16 protein-coding genes and 1 tRNA gene are annotated in these 15,763 nt (G+C 61.3%); 3 read left to right on the forward strand and 14 right to left on the reverse strand.

Going from position 1 to position 15,763, the window contains the following annotated elements; translation table 11 throughout:
- The first annotated feature begins 1,138 nt into the window (after window positions 1–1,138).
- Entirely contained in the window at window positions 1,139–2,539 is a 1,401-nt protein-coding gene (locus tag AC3WQZ_RS30375) for a Hachiman antiphage defense system protein HamA (protein ID WP_492301820.1), read from the forward strand.
- A gap of 528 nt (window positions 2,540–3,067) precedes the next feature.
- Here AC3WQZ_RS30375 and AC3WQZ_RS30380 read toward each other — a convergent pair.
- The 7 genes from AC3WQZ_RS30380 to petA all read right to left on the reverse strand — a co-directional run bounded on the left by AC3WQZ_RS30380 (window position 3,068) and on the right by petA (window position 8,517).
- Complete coding sequence (locus AC3WQZ_RS30380) at window positions 3,068–4,111, reverse strand: tyrosine-type recombinase/integrase (RefSeq protein WP_492301822.1); 1,044 nt, start codon at window positions 4,109–4,111, stop codon at window positions 3,068–3,070.
- A 97-nt stretch (window positions 4,112–4,208) separates the two neighbouring features.
- Window positions 4,209–4,284, reverse strand: a tRNA-Thr gene (locus AC3WQZ_RS30385).
- Window positions 4,285–4,336: 52 nt separating this feature from the next.
- Complete coding sequence (locus AC3WQZ_RS30390; RefSeq protein ID WP_010812310.1) at window positions 4,337–4,825, reverse strand: ClpXP protease specificity-enhancing factor; 489 nt, start codon at window positions 4,823–4,825, stop codon at window positions 4,337–4,339.
- Between the two features lie 57 nt (window positions 4,826–4,882).
- Complete coding sequence (locus AC3WQZ_RS30395) at window positions 4,883–5,494, reverse strand: glutathione S-transferase N-terminal domain-containing protein (RefSeq protein ID WP_010812311.1); 612 nt, start codon at window positions 5,492–5,494, stop codon at window positions 4,883–4,885.
- A 219-nt stretch (window positions 5,495–5,713) separates the two neighbouring features.
- On the reverse strand, window positions 5,714–6,457 hold the full coding sequence (locus AC3WQZ_RS30400; RefSeq protein WP_010812312.1) for a cytochrome c1: 744 nt from the start codon (window positions 6,455–6,457) through the stop codon (window positions 5,714–5,716).
- A 36-nt stretch (window positions 6,458–6,493) separates the two neighbouring features.
- Complete coding sequence (locus tag AC3WQZ_RS30405) at window positions 6,494–7,897, reverse strand: cytochrome b (RefSeq protein WP_011616138.1); 1,404 nt, start codon at window positions 7,895–7,897, stop codon at window positions 6,494–6,496.
- Window positions 7,898–7,899: 2 nt separating this feature from the next.
- Window positions 7,900–8,517, reverse strand: a complete 618-nt coding sequence (petA, locus tag AC3WQZ_RS30410) for a ubiquinol-cytochrome c reductase iron-sulfur subunit (RefSeq protein WP_010812314.1) — start codon at window positions 8,515–8,517, stop codon at window positions 7,900–7,902.
- Between the two features lie 214 nt (window positions 8,518–8,731).
- Here petA and mscL point away from each other — a divergent pair, with 214 nt between their 5' ends.
- Complete coding sequence (gene mscL / locus AC3WQZ_RS30415) at window positions 8,732–9,157, forward strand: large conductance mechanosensitive channel protein MscL (protein ID WP_492301824.1); 426 nt, start codon at window positions 8,732–8,734, stop codon at window positions 9,155–9,157.
- Between the two features lie 72 nt (window positions 9,158–9,229).
- Here mscL and AC3WQZ_RS30420 read toward each other — a convergent pair whose 3' ends face one another.
- Window positions 9,230–9,976 (reverse strand): Nif3-like dinuclear metal center hexameric protein, encoded by a 747-nt coding sequence (locus AC3WQZ_RS30420; protein ID WP_010812316.1) that lies wholly within the window; start codon window positions 9,974–9,976, stop codon window positions 9,230–9,232.
- A gap of 20 nt (window positions 9,977–9,996) precedes the next feature.
- On the opposite strand from AC3WQZ_RS30420, the gene AC3WQZ_RS30425 reads away from it, so the two are divergent.
- Window positions 9,997–11,190, forward strand: coding sequence for a Do family serine endopeptidase (locus AC3WQZ_RS30425; RefSeq protein ID WP_010812317.1), 1,194 nt, complete (start codon window positions 9,997–9,999; stop codon window positions 11,188–11,190).
- Window positions 11,191–11,645: 455 nt separating this feature from the next.
- On the opposite strand, the gene AC3WQZ_RS30430 is transcribed toward AC3WQZ_RS30425, so the two are convergent.
- From AC3WQZ_RS30430 to AC3WQZ_RS30455, 6 genes are all read right to left on the reverse strand, one after another.
- Window positions 11,646–12,755 (reverse strand): porin, encoded by a 1,110-nt coding sequence (locus AC3WQZ_RS30430; RefSeq protein ID WP_010812318.1) that lies wholly within the window; start codon window positions 12,753–12,755, stop codon window positions 11,646–11,648.
- 243 nt (window positions 12,756–12,998) lie between these two features.
- Entirely contained in the window at window positions 12,999–13,796 is a 798-nt protein-coding gene (gene tatC, locus AC3WQZ_RS30435; protein WP_010812319.1) for a twin-arginine translocase subunit TatC, read from the reverse strand.
- A 140-nt stretch (window positions 13,797–13,936) separates the two neighbouring features.
- Window positions 13,937–14,449 carry a Sec-independent protein translocase protein TatB gene (tatB, locus tag AC3WQZ_RS30440; protein WP_010812320.1) on the reverse strand — a complete coding sequence of 171 codons (513 nt, stop codon included), beginning with the start codon at window positions 14,447–14,449 and terminating at the stop codon, window positions 13,937–13,939.
- A gap of 95 nt (window positions 14,450–14,544) precedes the next feature.
- Window positions 14,545–14,778 carry a Sec-independent protein translocase subunit TatA gene (gene tatA / locus AC3WQZ_RS30445; protein WP_010812321.1) on the reverse strand — a complete coding sequence of 78 codons (234 nt, stop codon included), beginning with the start codon at window positions 14,776–14,778 and terminating at the stop codon, window positions 14,545–14,547.
- A 148-nt stretch (window positions 14,779–14,926) separates the two neighbouring features.
- Window positions 14,927–15,283 (reverse strand): histidine triad nucleotide-binding protein, encoded by a 357-nt coding sequence (locus AC3WQZ_RS30450; RefSeq protein WP_011616140.1) that lies wholly within the window; start codon window positions 15,281–15,283, stop codon window positions 14,927–14,929.
- A 54-nt stretch (window positions 15,284–15,337) separates the two neighbouring features.
- Window positions 15,338–15,730 carry a DUF4870 family protein gene (locus tag AC3WQZ_RS30455; protein ID WP_010812323.1) on the reverse strand — a complete coding sequence of 131 codons (393 nt, stop codon included), beginning with the start codon at window positions 15,728–15,730 and terminating at the stop codon, window positions 15,338–15,340.
- Window positions 15,731–15,763 lie beyond the last annotated feature (33 nt).

The raw sequence follows: 15,763 nt of genomic DNA on the forward strand, positions 1-15,763 counted from the left end.
ATAAGTTACTGATATTTAAAAGAAAGTTGGCGAATGAGAGCGAAAGTGAAAGTACTTTAGATTCAGTAACTTAGCGCAATTGAGCGAAGGCGGAGAAAACTGACGGGTGTACTGCTAGTGCACTGATCTCAGCCTTGGGTATGGCGACATCCGCGACCGACGCAGTAGATGCTGAGCGCAGGATCAGTCTTCGAATTGTCCGCCTCGGCTGCCCTTTTTCTCCGTGAGTCCAGCCTGGGCGAAGCCCTTCTCTGCAAGGTTAGTCGCCCCCGGGTACCGAGGGTGAAAACTCAGCGCAAATCGGGAGGGCGGCATGTCGTATCGCCGCCGTTCGGTTTCTGCGTAGTCCGGCCCGTACTCAGGTAGCATTAACTAGACTGACGACACTCATGGCAAAGCACCCAATGTCGCAACCGAAAAAACAGCGTCCTCCTGGAAAAGACTCATCGTTTGCGCGCGCTAGGGCAGAGGCTAATATCCTGGTGGACATTGCCTTCTCGGACGAATCGCCTAAATTCGAGACAGTCCGCATCGGCCGCAGCACGAAGCGCTCGGATGCCCTAAAGGACGAGCTGTGTGCCGCCCGGGCTCGCGTCGAGGCTCTTTTCACTCAGCCAAGTATGGACGCGCGTGCTATCCGTCGGCGTATCGACCTGGACTCGCCGGAGGACAAGGAACGACCTTTTGCCGCAATGGCCGGAGTTCCTCGATAACGCCTTTCAGACTCCACTTGCGGCAAAATCGGATGGTAGTAGTGTGCCGAGTCCAATGATGGCCCCTCGAGCAGCACCAGTTGCGGCGTTGTGAAAGATTGGACCATTGTCAGCCAAGCGGTCACTCCAGCTTACTTCTACGAATGTCCGCCGCTTTCTCAACGAGCGGACGCCATTCTCCTCGCGCCGCCGCCTTGAAGCTGTCCCTCGCCTACCGTCCAGCAATGCCAGCGCGGAAGCGTTCGCCATGCCAGCACGCATGTCAATATCCTTGCCGCCGCGGACGGCGCCGACCTGCGCTATTCTCTTCGAGCGCTTAAAATTTCACGTCGACAACAGCGAGGCCATCGTCATTCCCTGTCGCCGGCCGGCACGATGACGGGGGACCCACCCACACGTGCCGCTTTTAACCCTAAAGCTCTGCCATGGATGAACTGGGATTTGACTTCAACACTTCCATCGGGTGGTTCCCTCACCAGCAGGAACAGCCTTACGTCCTGGTCAGATTGACCGCAGAACAAGCCCAGCAACTGGCCGCTGATCTGGCCATCGCCGTTCGGCGTTGCTACATCACCGACGCAGTGCTGACCCAGCGATCCAACGAGCTGGGCATCCCACAAGGCGACATCCTGGCCTCGAAGCTGCCGGATCCTGGTTCCACCATGGCCGGCGACTTTGGAGAGCTGCTCTGCTACATCTATCAGTCAACCAAGGAGCTGCCGGGAACTGCCATCGGCGCCAAAAAATGGCGGCTCAAGCAAGATCGGACCAAGCCGGCTCCGCGATCGGATGTCGTCCATTTTCTAATGCCGAACCGCCCGAACTCTGGGGCCGAGGACGGCATCCTGTGCGCCGAAGTCAAGCTCAAGTCCACTCCAGGAGCGTCCGCACCCATTGCTTCGGCCATCGAAGATTGCGCGAAAGATCGCACCAGTCGTCTTGCCGAAACCCTGGTGTGGCTGCGTGAACGCGCCATGGTGGAAAGCCTCGGCGATGTCGACATTCCGTTGCTCAATCGCTTCATCAACCTCGTTGATCACCCATTGGTCGATTGGGGTACCCAGCGATCTCGGAAGTGGAGAAGAAATTTCCAGGGCAATGCGGCGTTGACCAGGGAATCCCTGGACCTTTTGCATGAATTGTTTCCCGACGATCGCTACTACGCAGCTGTGACAGCTCCTAGCGGGTTGCGCCCGGTAGCCCGCGCGTATGCAGTGCTCTCGCAGCAGCCGAAGTATGGGTGCGAGTACCATCCCTACCTAGGCGTGACTGAACTGTTTTGGCAAGGGCCAGCCAATCTATGGACGGCGCTCTGGGGCCACGAACACGCGGCGGAGCGGCTTTGGGACCTTTTCCCGCTCGCAGGCGAATATGACGGGACCTGGGGACCTACAGCGGACTTCGAAGTCGTTGTCACTGACTTGGAAATGCGCCTGTATGGCAACTACGATTGCGGCGTGGCCACTACGATCGAAGACCTTAGTCGAGCGCTGGTCCTATATCGCCTGAAAGGCCATGCCCGTGGCTTTCTGGCAGAGCATGGGCTAAGGGCGTACCTATGCGTAAGGCTTGCACTAGCAGGCCTCCATCCTCTGTTACGCGCCTGGGGCGTTTTTGATGACCTGTCGAGCTACATCGTGGGGCTAGAGCAGGAGAGAATTTCATCAGACCGACGCCACCGCCAGGCAATCCAGCATGCGTACCGCCCTCACGGGCCCTTTAACGTAGGCATGTTCGTTGAGAATCCGTTCTTGCATCTTCTCGAATGGAGGCCACAACAGGCTCGTCGGTACGCTGCTTTGGCGCTGTATTCCGCCTACAAATGAGCAGGCTCTGTCGATCTTGACCGTGGCCATAAGTCAGGCCTAAGTCACTTCGATCACACTCCCGATTGGTAATTTGTCCCCATCAAGGGGGAGGAATGCGGGCACACGGCAGAAAACAGCACTTAAATTGCCAATGGGCCGCGTTATTTGGTTATTTGTGTCACGACCATTACGATCTTCGGAAACTAACGCTCATCCGCCCCCCTATTTGGGGACATATGGTAGACGGCGGCGATCATGCCGGTGCCTGCAGGCCACGTTCCTTATCAACAACTTTTAGTAAACCTTTAAACAACGTTTACGTCACTGAAACCCTTGCCTGGCTTGGGAATGCGGGGCGATATGTCCCCATTTAGGGGGTCATATGTCCCAGTTTAGGGGGTGAAACGTCCCCAAATAGGGGGAAATATCCCCAGCATCTTCACAGGATATCCACAGGCAATGGACGCAAGTCAGTCCACGCCCTAACCACCAACCGAAGCGGTTGCGTCTCCAGTGCGAGCCGGTTGACCACGTTCGCTTGGCCGTTCAGTTAGCCCCTAGCCGATCCATTTTCACCACCAGATCTTCGGCGCGAAGATGCGTATATCGCTTCAGCATCTGCATCGACTTGTGGCCACTGATTGCCGCCACCTCCTGGTCGCTCAGCCCTGCCTCCACCAGCCTACTCACGGCCTCATGCCGCAGATCATGGAAGTGCAGGTCGCCGAGGCCTATGTCTGCGGTGATCTGGGCCCAAAGCTTCTGGAATACGTAGGGCGCGCGCCGACCATCCCTACCCGGCTCACCAAAAAAGATGAGATCCGTGTCAATGGGACGAACTGGGTTGTCGATTGCCTGCTGGAGAACCGCGGTGGCAGCACGCGTCAGAGGCACCACCCTGGCAGCTCCATTCTTCGTATCCACGAGCGTTACAACGCGCCGCCGCAGGTCAATCTGGGAACGGCGCAGGCCTGTGATCTCGGAGGACCGCATTCCAGTTTCTACTGCGAGGTGAACGATCCATCCAAGCATGGGGTTGCTGTGCGACTCCGCGGCGGTGAACAGCAGCTTCTGCTCGTCAGCGCTCAGGCGGCGATTGCGTCCTGGCCCAGGACTAGGCTTTCGGATGTTTGCGACCGGATTGAAGGTTAGCCCGATGCCCCACTCTTGGATCGCGATGCGGAAAAGGTGCCCAAGCATCGCCAACTCGATGCGCACCGTGTTGTTCGACTTTCCAGCAGCCAAACGCTCATCACGGTACCTGGCCACCAGGTCGGCACTGACTGCCGCCATTGAATACTTCCCGAAGAAGGCATCCAAGTGCTGGGAGGTAAAGCGCTCGCTGCGCTGGGTGGTGGGCTTCTTAGTGATCGACACCTCCTCCATGTAACGCTTCAAGGCAGCGGATACGGTGAGCTTTTCAGACGGTGCGCGAGACAGGTACACCCCTCGGACCATCTCATCCTCGGTCCGTCGCGCCCAATCCTCGGCGTCGCGCTTGGTGCGAAATGTCTTGGCCGTGGTCGGCCAGCCGATCTTGCGAATGACCGCCTTCCAGGTGCCGGAAGGTGTCTTGACGATGGTTGCCATGTACCTGTTCTGAGAGCTGACTGTACCGAAAATGTACTTTTCAGCGCCCAGAAAGCACAAGGGGTTACGTGAAATTCACGTAACCCCTTGTTTTATATGGTGCCGGCTGCAGGACTCGAACCCGCCACCTGATGATTACAAATCAACTGCTCTACCTGATGAGCTAAGCCGGCATGTCTGGTGCAGACCGCGATTCTACTGCATTGCGGTCCGCTTTGGGATGGCTTACTTCACCACTTTCAATGCGGGCTTCTTGCTGCCGATGCGGGGCACCGGGGGTGGCGTGTCGTCGTCGCCGGGGCCGGAGTCGGTGGTAGTTGCCGAGGTCTCGGCTTCCACCGGGGCCAGCTTGGGCGGCGGGTTGTTTTCGCGCTCGGTGGCGGCCTGGGTTTCCGGCAGGCTGCGTTCGACCGGGAAGGCCATGCCCTGCCCGTTTTCACGGGCGTAGATGGCCAGCACGTTCTCGACGGGGACGTCGATCTTGCGCGAGACGCCGCCAAAGCGTGCGCTGAAGGTGATCCACTCGTTGCCCATGTCCAGGCCGCTGGTGGCGTCGAAGCTGACGTTGAGCACGATCTCGTTGTTCTTGACGAACTCGCGCGGCACGCTGGTGTTGGCGTCGACGAAGACGGCGATGTACGGCGTGAAGCCGTTGTCCGTGCACCATTCATAGATGGCGCGAATCAGGTAGGGCTTGGTGGAGGTTTCAGGCATTGTGCTTCCAATGGCGCCGTAGTGGCCCGAGGGCGGATGCCTTCGGGCCGGTGCCGGTTAGCGGCGCATCACCTTTTCGGACGGGGTGAGCGCTTCGATGTACGCGGGACGGCTGAAAATGCGTTCAGCATACTTCAGCAGCGGCGCGGCGTTCTTCGACAGCTCAATGCCGTAGTGGTCCAGGCGCCACAGCAGCGGCGCGATGGCGACGTCGAGCATCGAGAACTCTTCGCCCAGCATGTACTTGTTTTTGACGAAGATCGGCGCGAGCTGCGTCAGGCGGTCGCGGATCGCAGCGCGGGCGCGTTCGTGGTTCTTCTCCGCGGCCTTGCCCTTTTCGTTCTCCAGCGTGTAGACGTGGGTGAACAGTTCCTTTTCGAAGTTGAACAGGAACAGGCGGGCGCGGGCACGCTGCACCGGATCGGCCGGCATCAGCTGCGGGTGCGGGAAGCGCTCGTCGATGTATTCGTTGATGATGTTCGACTCATACAGGATGAGGTCGCGCTCGACCAGGATGGGCACCTGGCCGTACGGGTTCATCACCGAAATATCTTCGGGCTTGTTGAACAGGTCGACGTCGCGGATTTCAAAATCCATGCCCTTTTCAAACAGGACAAGGCGGCAACGTTGGGAAAACGGGCAAGTCGTACCCGAATACAACACCATCATGGTTGGATTCCTTGGGCTTAGCCGAAGCAGGGTCGGACAGTAAGGTCTGCCATTCTGCCAAAGTCGACCACCAGAAAGCAAATTAGTGGCAAATGACGCACTTTATTGGCCCGCTTCGGCAGGTTTTCCAAGAGAAAAGGCCAGGGGCGGTGCTGCTTTCGCAGCGGCCACCCCTGGCCTTTGCCTTGTCCGGGCCCGGATTCGGGCCCTGGCATGCCTTTACTTCACGTCCTTCCAGTACGCGGCGTTGAGGCGCCAGGCAAAGACAGTGAACACGCCCAGGAACAGCAGCACCCAGACGCCCAGGCGCTTGCGGTGGTTCTGCGCCGGCTCGGCCATCCAGTCCAGGAAGCTGACCAGGTCAGCGGCGGCCTGGTCGTACTCGACCTTGCTCAGCTTGCCCGGGCTCAGTTGCTCGAAGCCGGCAAACTTGTGCACCTTCTCGCCGTGCTCTTCCACTTCCGTGAACTTGGCGGCGCGCTGGCCCTGCAGTTCCCACAGCACGTGCGGCATGCCGACGCTCGGGAACACCAGGTTGTTCCAGCCGGTGGCGCGGCTGTCGTCACGGTAGAACGTGCGCAGGTAGGTGTAGAGCCAGTCGTCACCGCGGGCGCGGGCGATCACCGACAGGTCCGGCGGCTGCGCACCGAAGAAGGCCTTGGCCTCCTTCGGCTGCATGGCGATGGTCATGGTCTCGCCAACCTTGTCCGCGCTGAACAGCAGGTTCTCGCGGATCTGGTCGTCGGTCAGGCCGATGTCCTTGAGCCGGTTGTAACGCATCATCGATGCGCCGTGGCAGTTCAGGCAGTAGTTGACGAACAGCTTGGCGCCGCGCTGCAGCGACGACAGGTCAGCGGTGTTCACCGGTGCCGGCTCAAGGGGGAAGCCCCCCTCGGATGCCATGGCAGGCGCGCCGGCAAAGCAGGCGCCGGCCAGCGCGAGGATCGAAAGCAGCTTTTTCATCTTGTGTCCTTGTGCTCTTGTCGGGGTTCGCTTCGCTCAGTGCGGGTGGAACGTGACACGCTCCGGGACCGGCTTGAACTCGCCGACACGGCTCCACAGCGGCATGGTCAGGAAGAAGGCGAAGTACAGCAGCGTACCGAGCTGCGACACCTTCTCACCGACCGGCGACGGCGGTTGCACGCCAAGATAGCCGAGCACCAGGAACACCACCACGAAGACGGTCAGGATGGTCTTGTGGAAGGCAGGACGATAGCGGATGGACTTGACCGGCGAGTGGTCCAGCCACGGCAGGAAGAACAGGATCACCACCGAGCCGCCCATCACCAGCACGCCCCAGAACTTGGCGTCGATGAAGTAGAAGCCCACGGCCAGGATCACCGCGACGGCGATGGCGCCGATCTTCACGCGCGCATCCTTGCTGCGCAGGAACACCATGCCGAGCAGCAGCGCGAAAAACACCCACAGGATCGGCAGGAAGTTCGACGTGGTGGCACGCAGCATCGAGTAGAACGGCGTGAAGTACCACACCGGCGCGATATGCGGCGGGGTTTTCAGCGGGTCAGCCGGGAAGAAGTTGTTGTGTTCCAGGAAATAGCCGCCCACTTCCGGGAAGAAGAAGATCACGGCCGAGAACAGGAGCAGGAAGCCGGCAACGCCCAGCGTGTCGTGCACCGAGTAGTACGGGTGGAACGGGATGCCGTCCAGCGGGATGCCGTTCTCATCCTTCTTGGCCTTGATCTCGACGCCGTCCGGGTTGTTCGAACCCACTTCGTGCAGCGCGATGATGTGGGCAATGACCAGCGCCAGCAGCACCAGCGGCACGGCGATGACGTGGAACGAGAAGAAGCGGTTCAGCGTTGCATCGCTCACCACGTAGTCACCGCGGATGAACAGCGACAGGTCCTGGCCGATCACGGGAATCGCCGAGAACAGGTTCACGATCACCTGGGCGCCCCAGTACGACATCTGGCCCCATGGCAACAGGTAGCCCATGAAGGCTTCCGCCATCAGGCACAGGAAGATCAGGCAGCCGAAGATCCAGACCAGCTCGCGCGGCTTGCGGTACGAACCGTACAGCAGGCCCCGGAACATATGCAGGTAGACCACCACGAAGAAGGCCGAGGCGCCGGTCGAGTGCATGTAGCGCACCAGCCAGCCCCAGGGGACTTCGCGCATGATGTATTCCACGCTGGCGAAGGCCACGGGAATGCCGGCGGCGTTCAGAGTGCCGTCGGGCTTGTAGTTCATCACCAGGAAGATGCCGGTGACGATCTGGATCACCAGCACCAGCAGCGCCAGCGAACCGAAGAAGTACCAGAAGTTGAAGTTCTTCGGCGCGTAGTACTTGGAGAGGTGGTCTTCCCACAGCTGGGTTGCGGGGAAGCGGGCGTCGATCCAGCCCAGCAGGCCGGTCGTCTTGACTTGTTTTTCGGCCGCCATGATCAGGCTTCTCCTTTCTCGTCCTTGCCGATCACGATCTTGCTGTCGGTCAGGAACTGGTAGGGGGGAACATCGAGATTCTGCGGAGCCGGCTTGTTCTTGAAGACGCGCCCGGCGAGGTCAAAGGTCGACCCGTGGCAGGGGCAAAGGAAACCGGGATCGGAGCCGAGCTGGGAATTGGCACCGGCAGCGAAGGGGCCCGACGGCGAGCAGCCCAGGTGGGAACAGATACCCACCACGACCAGGACGTCCTTGTGTTCTGCGCGCGAACGGGTTTCGTTCTTGCAGTATTCAGGCGTCTGCATGGTGAATGCAATCTCGGAATTGGGATCGGCCACCTCGCCGTCCGTCTTCTTCAGCGACGCCAGTTGTTCGTCCGTGCGCCGCATGATCCAGACCGGCTTGCCGCGCCATTCGACAGTCATCATCTCGCCTGGCTTCAGCGCGCCAATATCCGCCTCGACTGGAGCACCCGCGGCTTTGGCCTTCTCCGATGGTGCAAAAGTACTGACGAAAGGAACCGCTACCGCTACGCCTCCGACGCCGCCAGCGACGGATGTCGCGATCAACCAATTGCGGCGACCCTTATCCACGCTCTTCACGTCTTGCTGGTCACTCATTCCAAACCCCAGGGGAAGTCAATTTAGATTTTGCGTCAACCATAAAGTGTACCTTAGACACCAGCGCACTAGATAGGCAGAAAATGCCACGGCCATGCGCGATTATCGGACGTGCAACCCGGAAAGCGGCTTCGGTGCTTGCTTTCCGGTGAGTGATGCGGCAGGCTTCGAGCTTGAAACCGTTCATCGCTAGCGACAAGAAGGAGAACCCCCCATGGGCATGATCTCGGAATTCAGAACCTTTGCCGTACGCGGCAACGTCATCGACCTCGCGGTCGGTGTGATCATCGGCGCGGCTTTCGGCAAGATCGTGGATTCAGTGGTCAGCGACCTGATCATGCCGTTGGTAGGCCGCGTGATCGGCAAGCTGGACTTCTCCAGCATGTTCATCGTGCTGGCGGATCCCCCACCCGGAACTCCCACTACGCTCGATGCCTTGAAGAAGGCCGGCGTGCCCGTGTTCGCCTACGGCAATTTCCTGACCATCGTTGTCAACTTCCTGATCCTGGCCTTCATCATCTTCCTGATGGTGCGTGCCTTTAACAGGATGCGCGCCGCGGAACCGGAAGCAGCGCCCGCCGCACCGCCCGAGGAAGTCGTGCTGCTGCGTGAAATCCGCGACAGCCTGAAGACCCGCTGACTGGTGCGCCATATGCGCGCCGACCCCGGAAGATAAAACGGCCCCGATGGGGCCGTTTTGTTTTGCGTCAGATCAGACGGGATTAGGAATATCGATAAACGTATGGAGCAGGCCAAAGCGTTCGGCCACATGCTCGCCCAGCGAGCGGATGCCGTAGCGCTCGGTGGCGTGATGGCCGGCGGCAAGGTAAGCCACGCCGCTTTCACGCGCCAGGTGCGTGGTCTGCTCCGAGACTTCGCCGCTCAGGTAGGCATCGACACCCGCGGCCACCGCGGCATCGAAATAGCCTTGCGCCCCGCCCGTGCACCAGCCGACGGTGCGGATCATCTGGTCCGGCTCACCGATGGCCAGCGGCTCGCGCCCCAGTACGCCACCAACGTGCGCGGCCAGCGCAGAGAGCGGCATCGGCGCGGGCAGCGTGCCGGTCCAGCCGAGCTGGTCGTCGCTGAAGCGGCCGGTCGGGGTAAAGCCGAGCTGCAGCCCGAGCTGGGCGTTGTTGCCGAACTCCGGGTGGTTGTCCAGGGGCAGGTGGAAGGCGAACAGGTTGACGTCCGCGCCAAGCAGGCGCTTCAGACGAGCGTGCTTCTGCCCGACCACGCGTGCATCTTCGTTTTTCCAGAAGTAGCCGTGATGGACGAGGATGGCGTCGGCCCCCGCTTCGATTGCGGCATCGACCAATGCCAGGCTTGCAGTCACTCCCGTCACGATGTGTGTGATCTCCGAGCGACCTTGCACTTGCAGCCCGTTGGGACAATAGTCCTTGTAGCGGGAAACTTCCAACAGGTCATTCAAGTACAATTCAAGCTCTTTTGTTTTCATTTTCTGCTCAAAACTCCAATATGTTGCGGCGCTTTTGGCTGTTCTTTGCCCAGGCTGTCACCGTCGTGCTGGCGGTCTGGTTCGTCGTGGCAACGCTCAAGCCTGATTGGCTGCAGAGGGGGCGCGTCGCGGTCCAGTCCGGTTCGCCCATCGTGGCGCTCAAGGAAGTCGTGCCCAACGTGTCCGGTCCTGCCGCCGAAGGGTCTTACAGCGAAGCCGCCCAGATGGCCATGCCGGCCGTGGTCAATATCTTTACCAGCAAGAACGGCAACAAGCGCTCGCCCAACCCGCAGGCCGAGGATCCGTGGTTCCGCTTCTTCTTTGGCGACCGCCTGCCTGAGCGGCAGGAGCCGGTCTCCAGCCTGGGGTCCGGCGTCATTGTCAGCGCCGAGGGTTACATTCTAACCAACCACCACGTGGTCGACGGCGCCGATGAAATCGAGATCGCGCTGACCGACGGCCGCAAGGCCAACGCCAAGGTGGTGGGCTCCGACCCGGAAACCGACCTGGCCGTGCTGAAAGTGACGCTCAAGGACCTGCCCGCGATCACGCTGGGCCGGCTCGAGAACGTAAAGGTCGGTGACGTGGTGCTGGCCATCGGCAACCCGTTCGGCGTCGGCCAGACGGTGACGATGGGCATTGTCTCGGCGCTGGGTCGCAGCCACCTTGGCATCAACACCTTCGAGAACTTCATCCAGACCGACGCGGCCATCAACCCGGGCAACTCGGGCGGCGCGCTGGTGGATGCGCAGGGCAACCTGCTGGGCATCAATACGGCGATCTACTCGCGTTCGGGCGGCTCGCTGGGGATCGGCTTTGCGATTCCGGTGTCAACGGCCAAGCAGGTGATGGAATCGATCATCTCCACCGGCAGCGTGACGCGCGGCTGGATCGGGGTCGAGCCGCAGGACATGACGCCCGAGATCGCCGAATCGTTCGGCCTCGATGCCAAGGAAGGCGCACTGATCGCCGCGGTGGTCCAGGGTGGGCCGGCCGACAAGGCGGGCGTGAAGCCCGGCGATGTGCTGACCAAGGTGGATGGCTTGTCGATCACAGACACGACCGCGCTGCTCAATGCGATTGCCCAGCTCAAGCCGGGAGTGGACATCAAGATGACCGTGATCCGCCGCGGCAAGGCAACGGACCTGACGGTGACGATCGGCAAACGGCCTCCGCCGCCGCGCCGCGCGCTGCCGTTTGAAGAGGAAGAGTGAGGCTGGGCACGACGACACGGCCCTGAAGACGGAACCCCGCCTTGGATGGCGGGGTTTTTTTATGCCTGACGCAGCTGCTGCCCTTGGCATCGAGGCAACGGTCACGGAATGCCGCGCCGCGCTGCCGGATCGCGGCGGTGGAACCAGGGGCCGTCACTGGCAGGCGCAAACTCACGCCCGGGGGGCGTGATCGACGTGCATACCGGGTCACGATCGACATGAGCAACGCCGCGCCTGATCCACATCGCCGCGAAGCAGAACGCCGGCACACCGCGCTGCACCCACGCCACCCGCCCTCTGGCCGGCCATCCAGGCGCGGCATGGCTGGCACAGCACGATAACAGCGCAACAGCCTGTACCAGCATTTGGTGCCACAAAAGACAAGAGGCCGGCATCCTTGGGATGCCGGCCTCTTGGTTCAAGCCAATCCTAAGCGGGCTTACACCCGCGTCAGATTAGAACTTGTGGCGCAGACCAACCACAGCACCGAACTGATCCTTGTTCGCCTGAACGTTGGTGGTGGTGGCGGTGTTGAAACCGTTCACGCCCAGGGCCGAGCCCTTGTCGTTCAGGGTGTACGACAGCGAGGTGTACACGTCGGTACGCTTCGACAGCGCGTAGTCGGCCGTGATCACGAACTGCCACGGATCGGCTTCGCTCTTGCGGAAGTCTTGGTAGTACGCAGCGCCCGACAGCGAGAACGCCGGGGTCAGTTGGTAACCCAGACCCAGCCAGTACAGGTTCGAAGCCGTCGACGTGGTCAGGACACCATTGTCAACCGTCGTGCCGCCCGTCAGAGCAGCGCCGTCGAAGGCCTTGGCCCAGCGATAGCCGGCGTAGACCTTGGCCGGACCGAAGGCGTAGTTGGCGCCAACGGTAGCACGGCGAGTACGCTGGCCGCTTGCATCGACGGGAGGCGTACCGGTGGTCGAGCCGTGGATTTCGTCATAAGCAGCACCAACCGCGAACGGGCCAGCTGCGTAGCTCACCAGCGCGCCGTACTGTTGGCCGCGGCGGAATGCGCCGGCGACTTCCTGGCCGTTGTTGTTGAAGCTGTAGAAGGCCGAAGCGGTCAGGCCACCGAACTTGCCGATGTACTTGACGGTGTTGTCAGCGCGCGAAGCGAAGGCGCTGTCTTGCGACAGGATGCCGTAACGCGACGAAATGGCCATCGGGTCGAACTGCAGACCGAAGTCATAGAACGACGTTTGTTGACGGCCCAGCAGCAGCGAGCCGAACTGGCTTTGCAGACCGACGTAGGCTTGACGGCCGAACAGACGACCACCTTGGCTCGTGGCATTGCTGCCCGTGTCCAGGTCGAAACCGCTTTCCAGCACGAACACGCCCTTCAGGCCGCCGCCCAGATCTTCCACGCCACGCAGGCCCCAGCGCGAACCGGACTGGTTACCCGACGACATGCGGAACAGGTCGTCGCCAGCGGCGTTAGCGTTGTTGACGTACTCGAGGCCGACGTCAGCCACGCCGTACAGGGTTACGCTCGATTGGGCATAGGCGCCACCAGCGGCCAGAGCGGCGACGGCAGCAGCAAACAGTTTCATCTTCATATCGACACTTTCCTTGTCAACTGATTGGGAAATCTTGGTTGCCCAAGTACTTGGGCGACGCATTTACATTCACGTCTGCTGCGTATTATGTGCCAGCCCCCCCGGCCGTCAGAAGGCTTTTTCGGCGTAAACCATGCTTACTGGCGGTTTTTGTTGTGGGGGAGCAACAGGAATGGGAGGGAAAATCCCCGTTTTGGTGCAAAAACGGGGATTGGCAGATACGAAAGACCTACCTCAGCCGAATTAGTCGGGCTGCGTTTCCCCTGAAGCAGTCGCTTCAGGTGACGGACGGCCGACAAAGCGCGCCAGCAGCAGTCCGAGTTCATAAAGCGCCACCAGCGGCACGGCCAGCAGCAGCTGCGACAGCACATCGGGAGGGGTCACGATGGCAGCGATGATGAAGGCCCCCACGATCACATAGGGGCGGATCTGCTTGAGCTTTTCCAGCTCCACCACGCCAAAGCGCACCAGCACGATCACCACCACCGGCACCTCGAAGGTGATGCCGAAGGCCAGGAAAGTGGTCATGGCAAAGCTGAGGTATTTGTCGATGTCAGTCGACATCTCCGCCCCCAGCGGGGCGTTGTAGTGCGCCATGAAATGGAACACCGTGGGGAACACCAGGAAATACGCGAACGCCACGCCGCACAGGAACAGGAAATAGCTGCTCGATACCAGCGGCAGGATCAGGCGCTTCTCATGCTGGTACAGGCCGGGCGCGACAAACTGCCAGACCTGGTACAGCACCCACGGCAGCGCGATCAGGAAGGCCACCAGCAAGGTGACTTTCATCGGCACGAAGAACGAGCCGGTGACATCGGTCACGATCATCTTGCCGCCCTTGGGCAGCGACTCCATCAGCGGCGCGGCAAACAGGTTGAAAATCACCGGGGCCCAGTAGACCAGGCTGACGAAGACCAGGATGATGCCGGCCACCGCCTTGACCAGGCGTTGGCGCAGTTCGACCAGGTGGGAAATAAAGGTTTCCTGCTGCGACTCGTCTTGCGGGTCTTGGGGATCTGGGGACCGGGTGTCGCTCATGGCGTGAACCGCTCAGCCGCGGGGGCTGGCAAGGTGGATCGATGGGGCCGCAACGCGGCGGCGCGCGAATGCAACCAGGACTGCAGCCACGACGGCAGCGGCCGGAACGACGGCCGGCAAGGTGATGCTGCGGCGCATGCTCACTCGAAGAAGGATCGGGATGGCCGGGTGACCGGCCGGTGGCGCTTGACGCGCGCCGCGCCCGACTGCACCCAGACGCGGACATTGTGCTGGCGCTTGAACCAGAGCGGGCGAGCGCCCTGCTTGACGCGCCAGCTCTTGCGCCCGTTGTGCGCCTTGTGGGCCGCATCCCAGCTTGGCACGAAGCCGCCGCCGGCGTCGGCGCTACCGCCGCCGCTGGTCCCCTCGGCACCGCCCAGGGCTTCGTTCAGCGCCTGGGTCTGCTCGTTGACTTCCTTATGGATGGTGCGCTCGACATCGCGCGCGGCGTCCTCGAATTCCGTGCGCATCTTGCGCAGTTCTTCCAGTTCAACCTCGCGGCTGACTTCGGCCTTGACGTCGTTGATGTAGCGCTGCGCCCGGCCGACCAGCGCGCCCACAGTGCGCGCAACCTTGGGCAGCCGTTCGGGACCGATCACGATCAGTGCCACGGCGCCGATCAGCGCCAGCTTGGAAATGCCGAGATCAATCATGCGGACACATCATGCGGACAACATGCGGAAAAGCGCAGGCGCGGGACGACACGCAGGCAGCGAGGTTTGCGTAGAAGGGATGGCACACCGCCGGATTACTGCTGGCGGGTCTTTTCCTTGGCTTCGACGTCGATGGTGGTGGAGTCGCGCAGTTCCTTGGACTGGGCGGGATCGGCGGCAGCCTTGCCCTCGCCGTCCTTCATGCCGTCCTTGAAGCCCTTGACCGCGCCGCCCAGGTCCTGGCCGATATTGCGCAGTTTCTTGGTGCCGAACACGAGCATGACGATCACCAGCACGATCAGCCAGTGCCAAATGCTAAACGAACCCATTTCTTGCTCCTGATGAAGCCGCGGGCGCAATCAGATATGCCCGGACCCGTTGTTCCGTCCCGTTATGGCCGCGCCGGGCGACGGTTGCCGACGCAGCTTCTGCCCGAGGCGTTGCCGCCGCGGACACTCCCATGCCAAAAGCTGCCGGTCAGGGCAGCGGTCCCTTCCACTCGTGGCGCGGCCCGCCCAACACATGGAGATGCAGGTGGTAGACCTCCTGGCCGCCGTCCGGGCCGGTGTTGATCACCGTCCGGAATCCGTTGGCACAGCCTGCCGCCCGCGCCAGTTCAGGCACCTTCAGCATCATTCTAGCAAGCAGCTCCCCTTCGCCGGCGCCGCAATCGGCCAGCGAGTCGACATGCGACCTGGGAACGACCAGCAAGTGTACCGGTGCCTTGGGATGGATATCGTGGAAGGCCACCATATCGTCGTCTTCGTAGACCTTGCGCGACGGTAGCTGTCCGGCCACGATCTTGCAGAAGATGCAATTATCCTGAGCGTTCATGAAGATTTCATTGCGACGGCCGCGGCACCCGGTGTCAGCTTCACGCGCCCGGGATCAGAACTGCTGATCCGGGTACATCGGCTTGCTGTCATTCAGGTACAGCCAGCCCTTGACGATACGATACAGCATCCACAGCGACAGCACGCCCCAGACGGCAAAGGCCAGCGGCATCAGCACGACTGTCGCGAACAACACCCCGCCCAGCACGCCCCACACCACCGACCACCAGAACGAGCGGATCTGCCAGGCGAAGTGCGAGGCATACAGCGAGCCGCGCGCGTCGTCGCGCTTGACGTAGTCGATCACGATGGCGATCAGCGCGGTGATGCCGCCGGTCAGCCAGAAGATCGCATACAGGGCATACAGGATGTGCAGCAGCTTGCGCAGGCTGCTCAACTGCTCGCCGCTGGGGGTGGTGACCTGCCCGGTGTAGTCGTTCGCCATCATTGCCCTTGGTTAGAAGCCTGCCTTGCGGGCAGG

Source organism: Cupriavidus sp. FW305-26, from assembly GCF_058787975.1.

Coding starts and splice junctions, on each gene's coding strand:
- AC3WQZ_RS30375 (WP_492301820.1), top strand. CDS start 1,139: ATGGATGAACTGGGATTTGACTTCAACACTTCCATCGGGTGGTTCCCT.
- AC3WQZ_RS30395 (WP_010812311.1), bottom strand. CDS start 5,494: ATGATGGTGTTGTATTCGGGTACGACTTGCCCGTTTTCCCAACGTTGC.
- AC3WQZ_RS30400 (WP_010812312.1), bottom strand. CDS start 6,457: ATGAAAAAGCTGCTTTCGATCCTCGCGCTGGCCGGCGCCTGCTTTGCC.
- AC3WQZ_RS30420 (WP_010812316.1), bottom strand. CDS start 9,976: ATGAAAACAAAAGAGCTTGAATTGTACTTGAATGACCTGTTGGAAGTT.
- AC3WQZ_RS30430 (WP_010812318.1), bottom strand. CDS start 12,755: ATGAAGATGAAACTGTTTGCTGCTGCCGTCGCCGCTCTGGCCGCTGGT.
- tatA (WP_010812321.1), bottom strand. CDS start 14,778: ATGGGTTCGTTTAGCATTTGGCACTGGCTGATCGTGCTGGTGATCGTC.
- AC3WQZ_RS30425 (WP_010812317.1), top strand. CDS start 9,997: ATGTTGCGGCGCTTTTGGCTGTTCTTTGCCCAGGCTGTCACCGTCGTG.
- tatB (WP_010812320.1), bottom strand. CDS start 14,449: ATGATTGATCTCGGCATTTCCAAGCTGGCGCTGATCGGCGCCGTGGCA.
- AC3WQZ_RS30390 (WP_010812310.1), bottom strand. CDS start 4,825: ATGCCTGAAACCTCCACCAAGCCCTACCTGATTCGCGCCATCTATGAA.
- AC3WQZ_RS30455 (WP_010812323.1), bottom strand. CDS start 15,730: ATGATGGCGAACGACTACACCGGGCAGGTCACCACCCCCAGCGGCGAG.
- AC3WQZ_RS30380 (WP_492301822.1), bottom strand. CDS start 4,111: ATGGCAACCATCGTCAAGACACCTTCCGGCACCTGGAAGGCGGTCATT.
- AC3WQZ_RS30450 (WP_011616140.1), bottom strand. CDS start 15,283: ATGAACGCTCAGGATAATTGCATCTTCTGCAAGATCGTGGCCGGACAG.
- tatC (WP_010812319.1), bottom strand. CDS start 13,796: ATGAGCGACACCCGGTCCCCAGATCCCCAAGACCCGCAAGACGAGTCG.
- AC3WQZ_RS30405 (WP_011616138.1), bottom strand. CDS start 7,897: ATGGCGGCCGAAAAACAAGTCAAGACGACCGGCCTGCTGGGCTGGATC.
- petA (WP_010812314.1), bottom strand. CDS start 8,517: ATGAGTGACCAGCAAGACGTGAAGAGCGTGGATAAGGGTCGCCGCAAT.
- mscL (WP_492301824.1), top strand. CDS start 8,732: ATGGGCATGATCTCGGAATTCAGAACCTTTGCCGTACGCGGCAACGTC.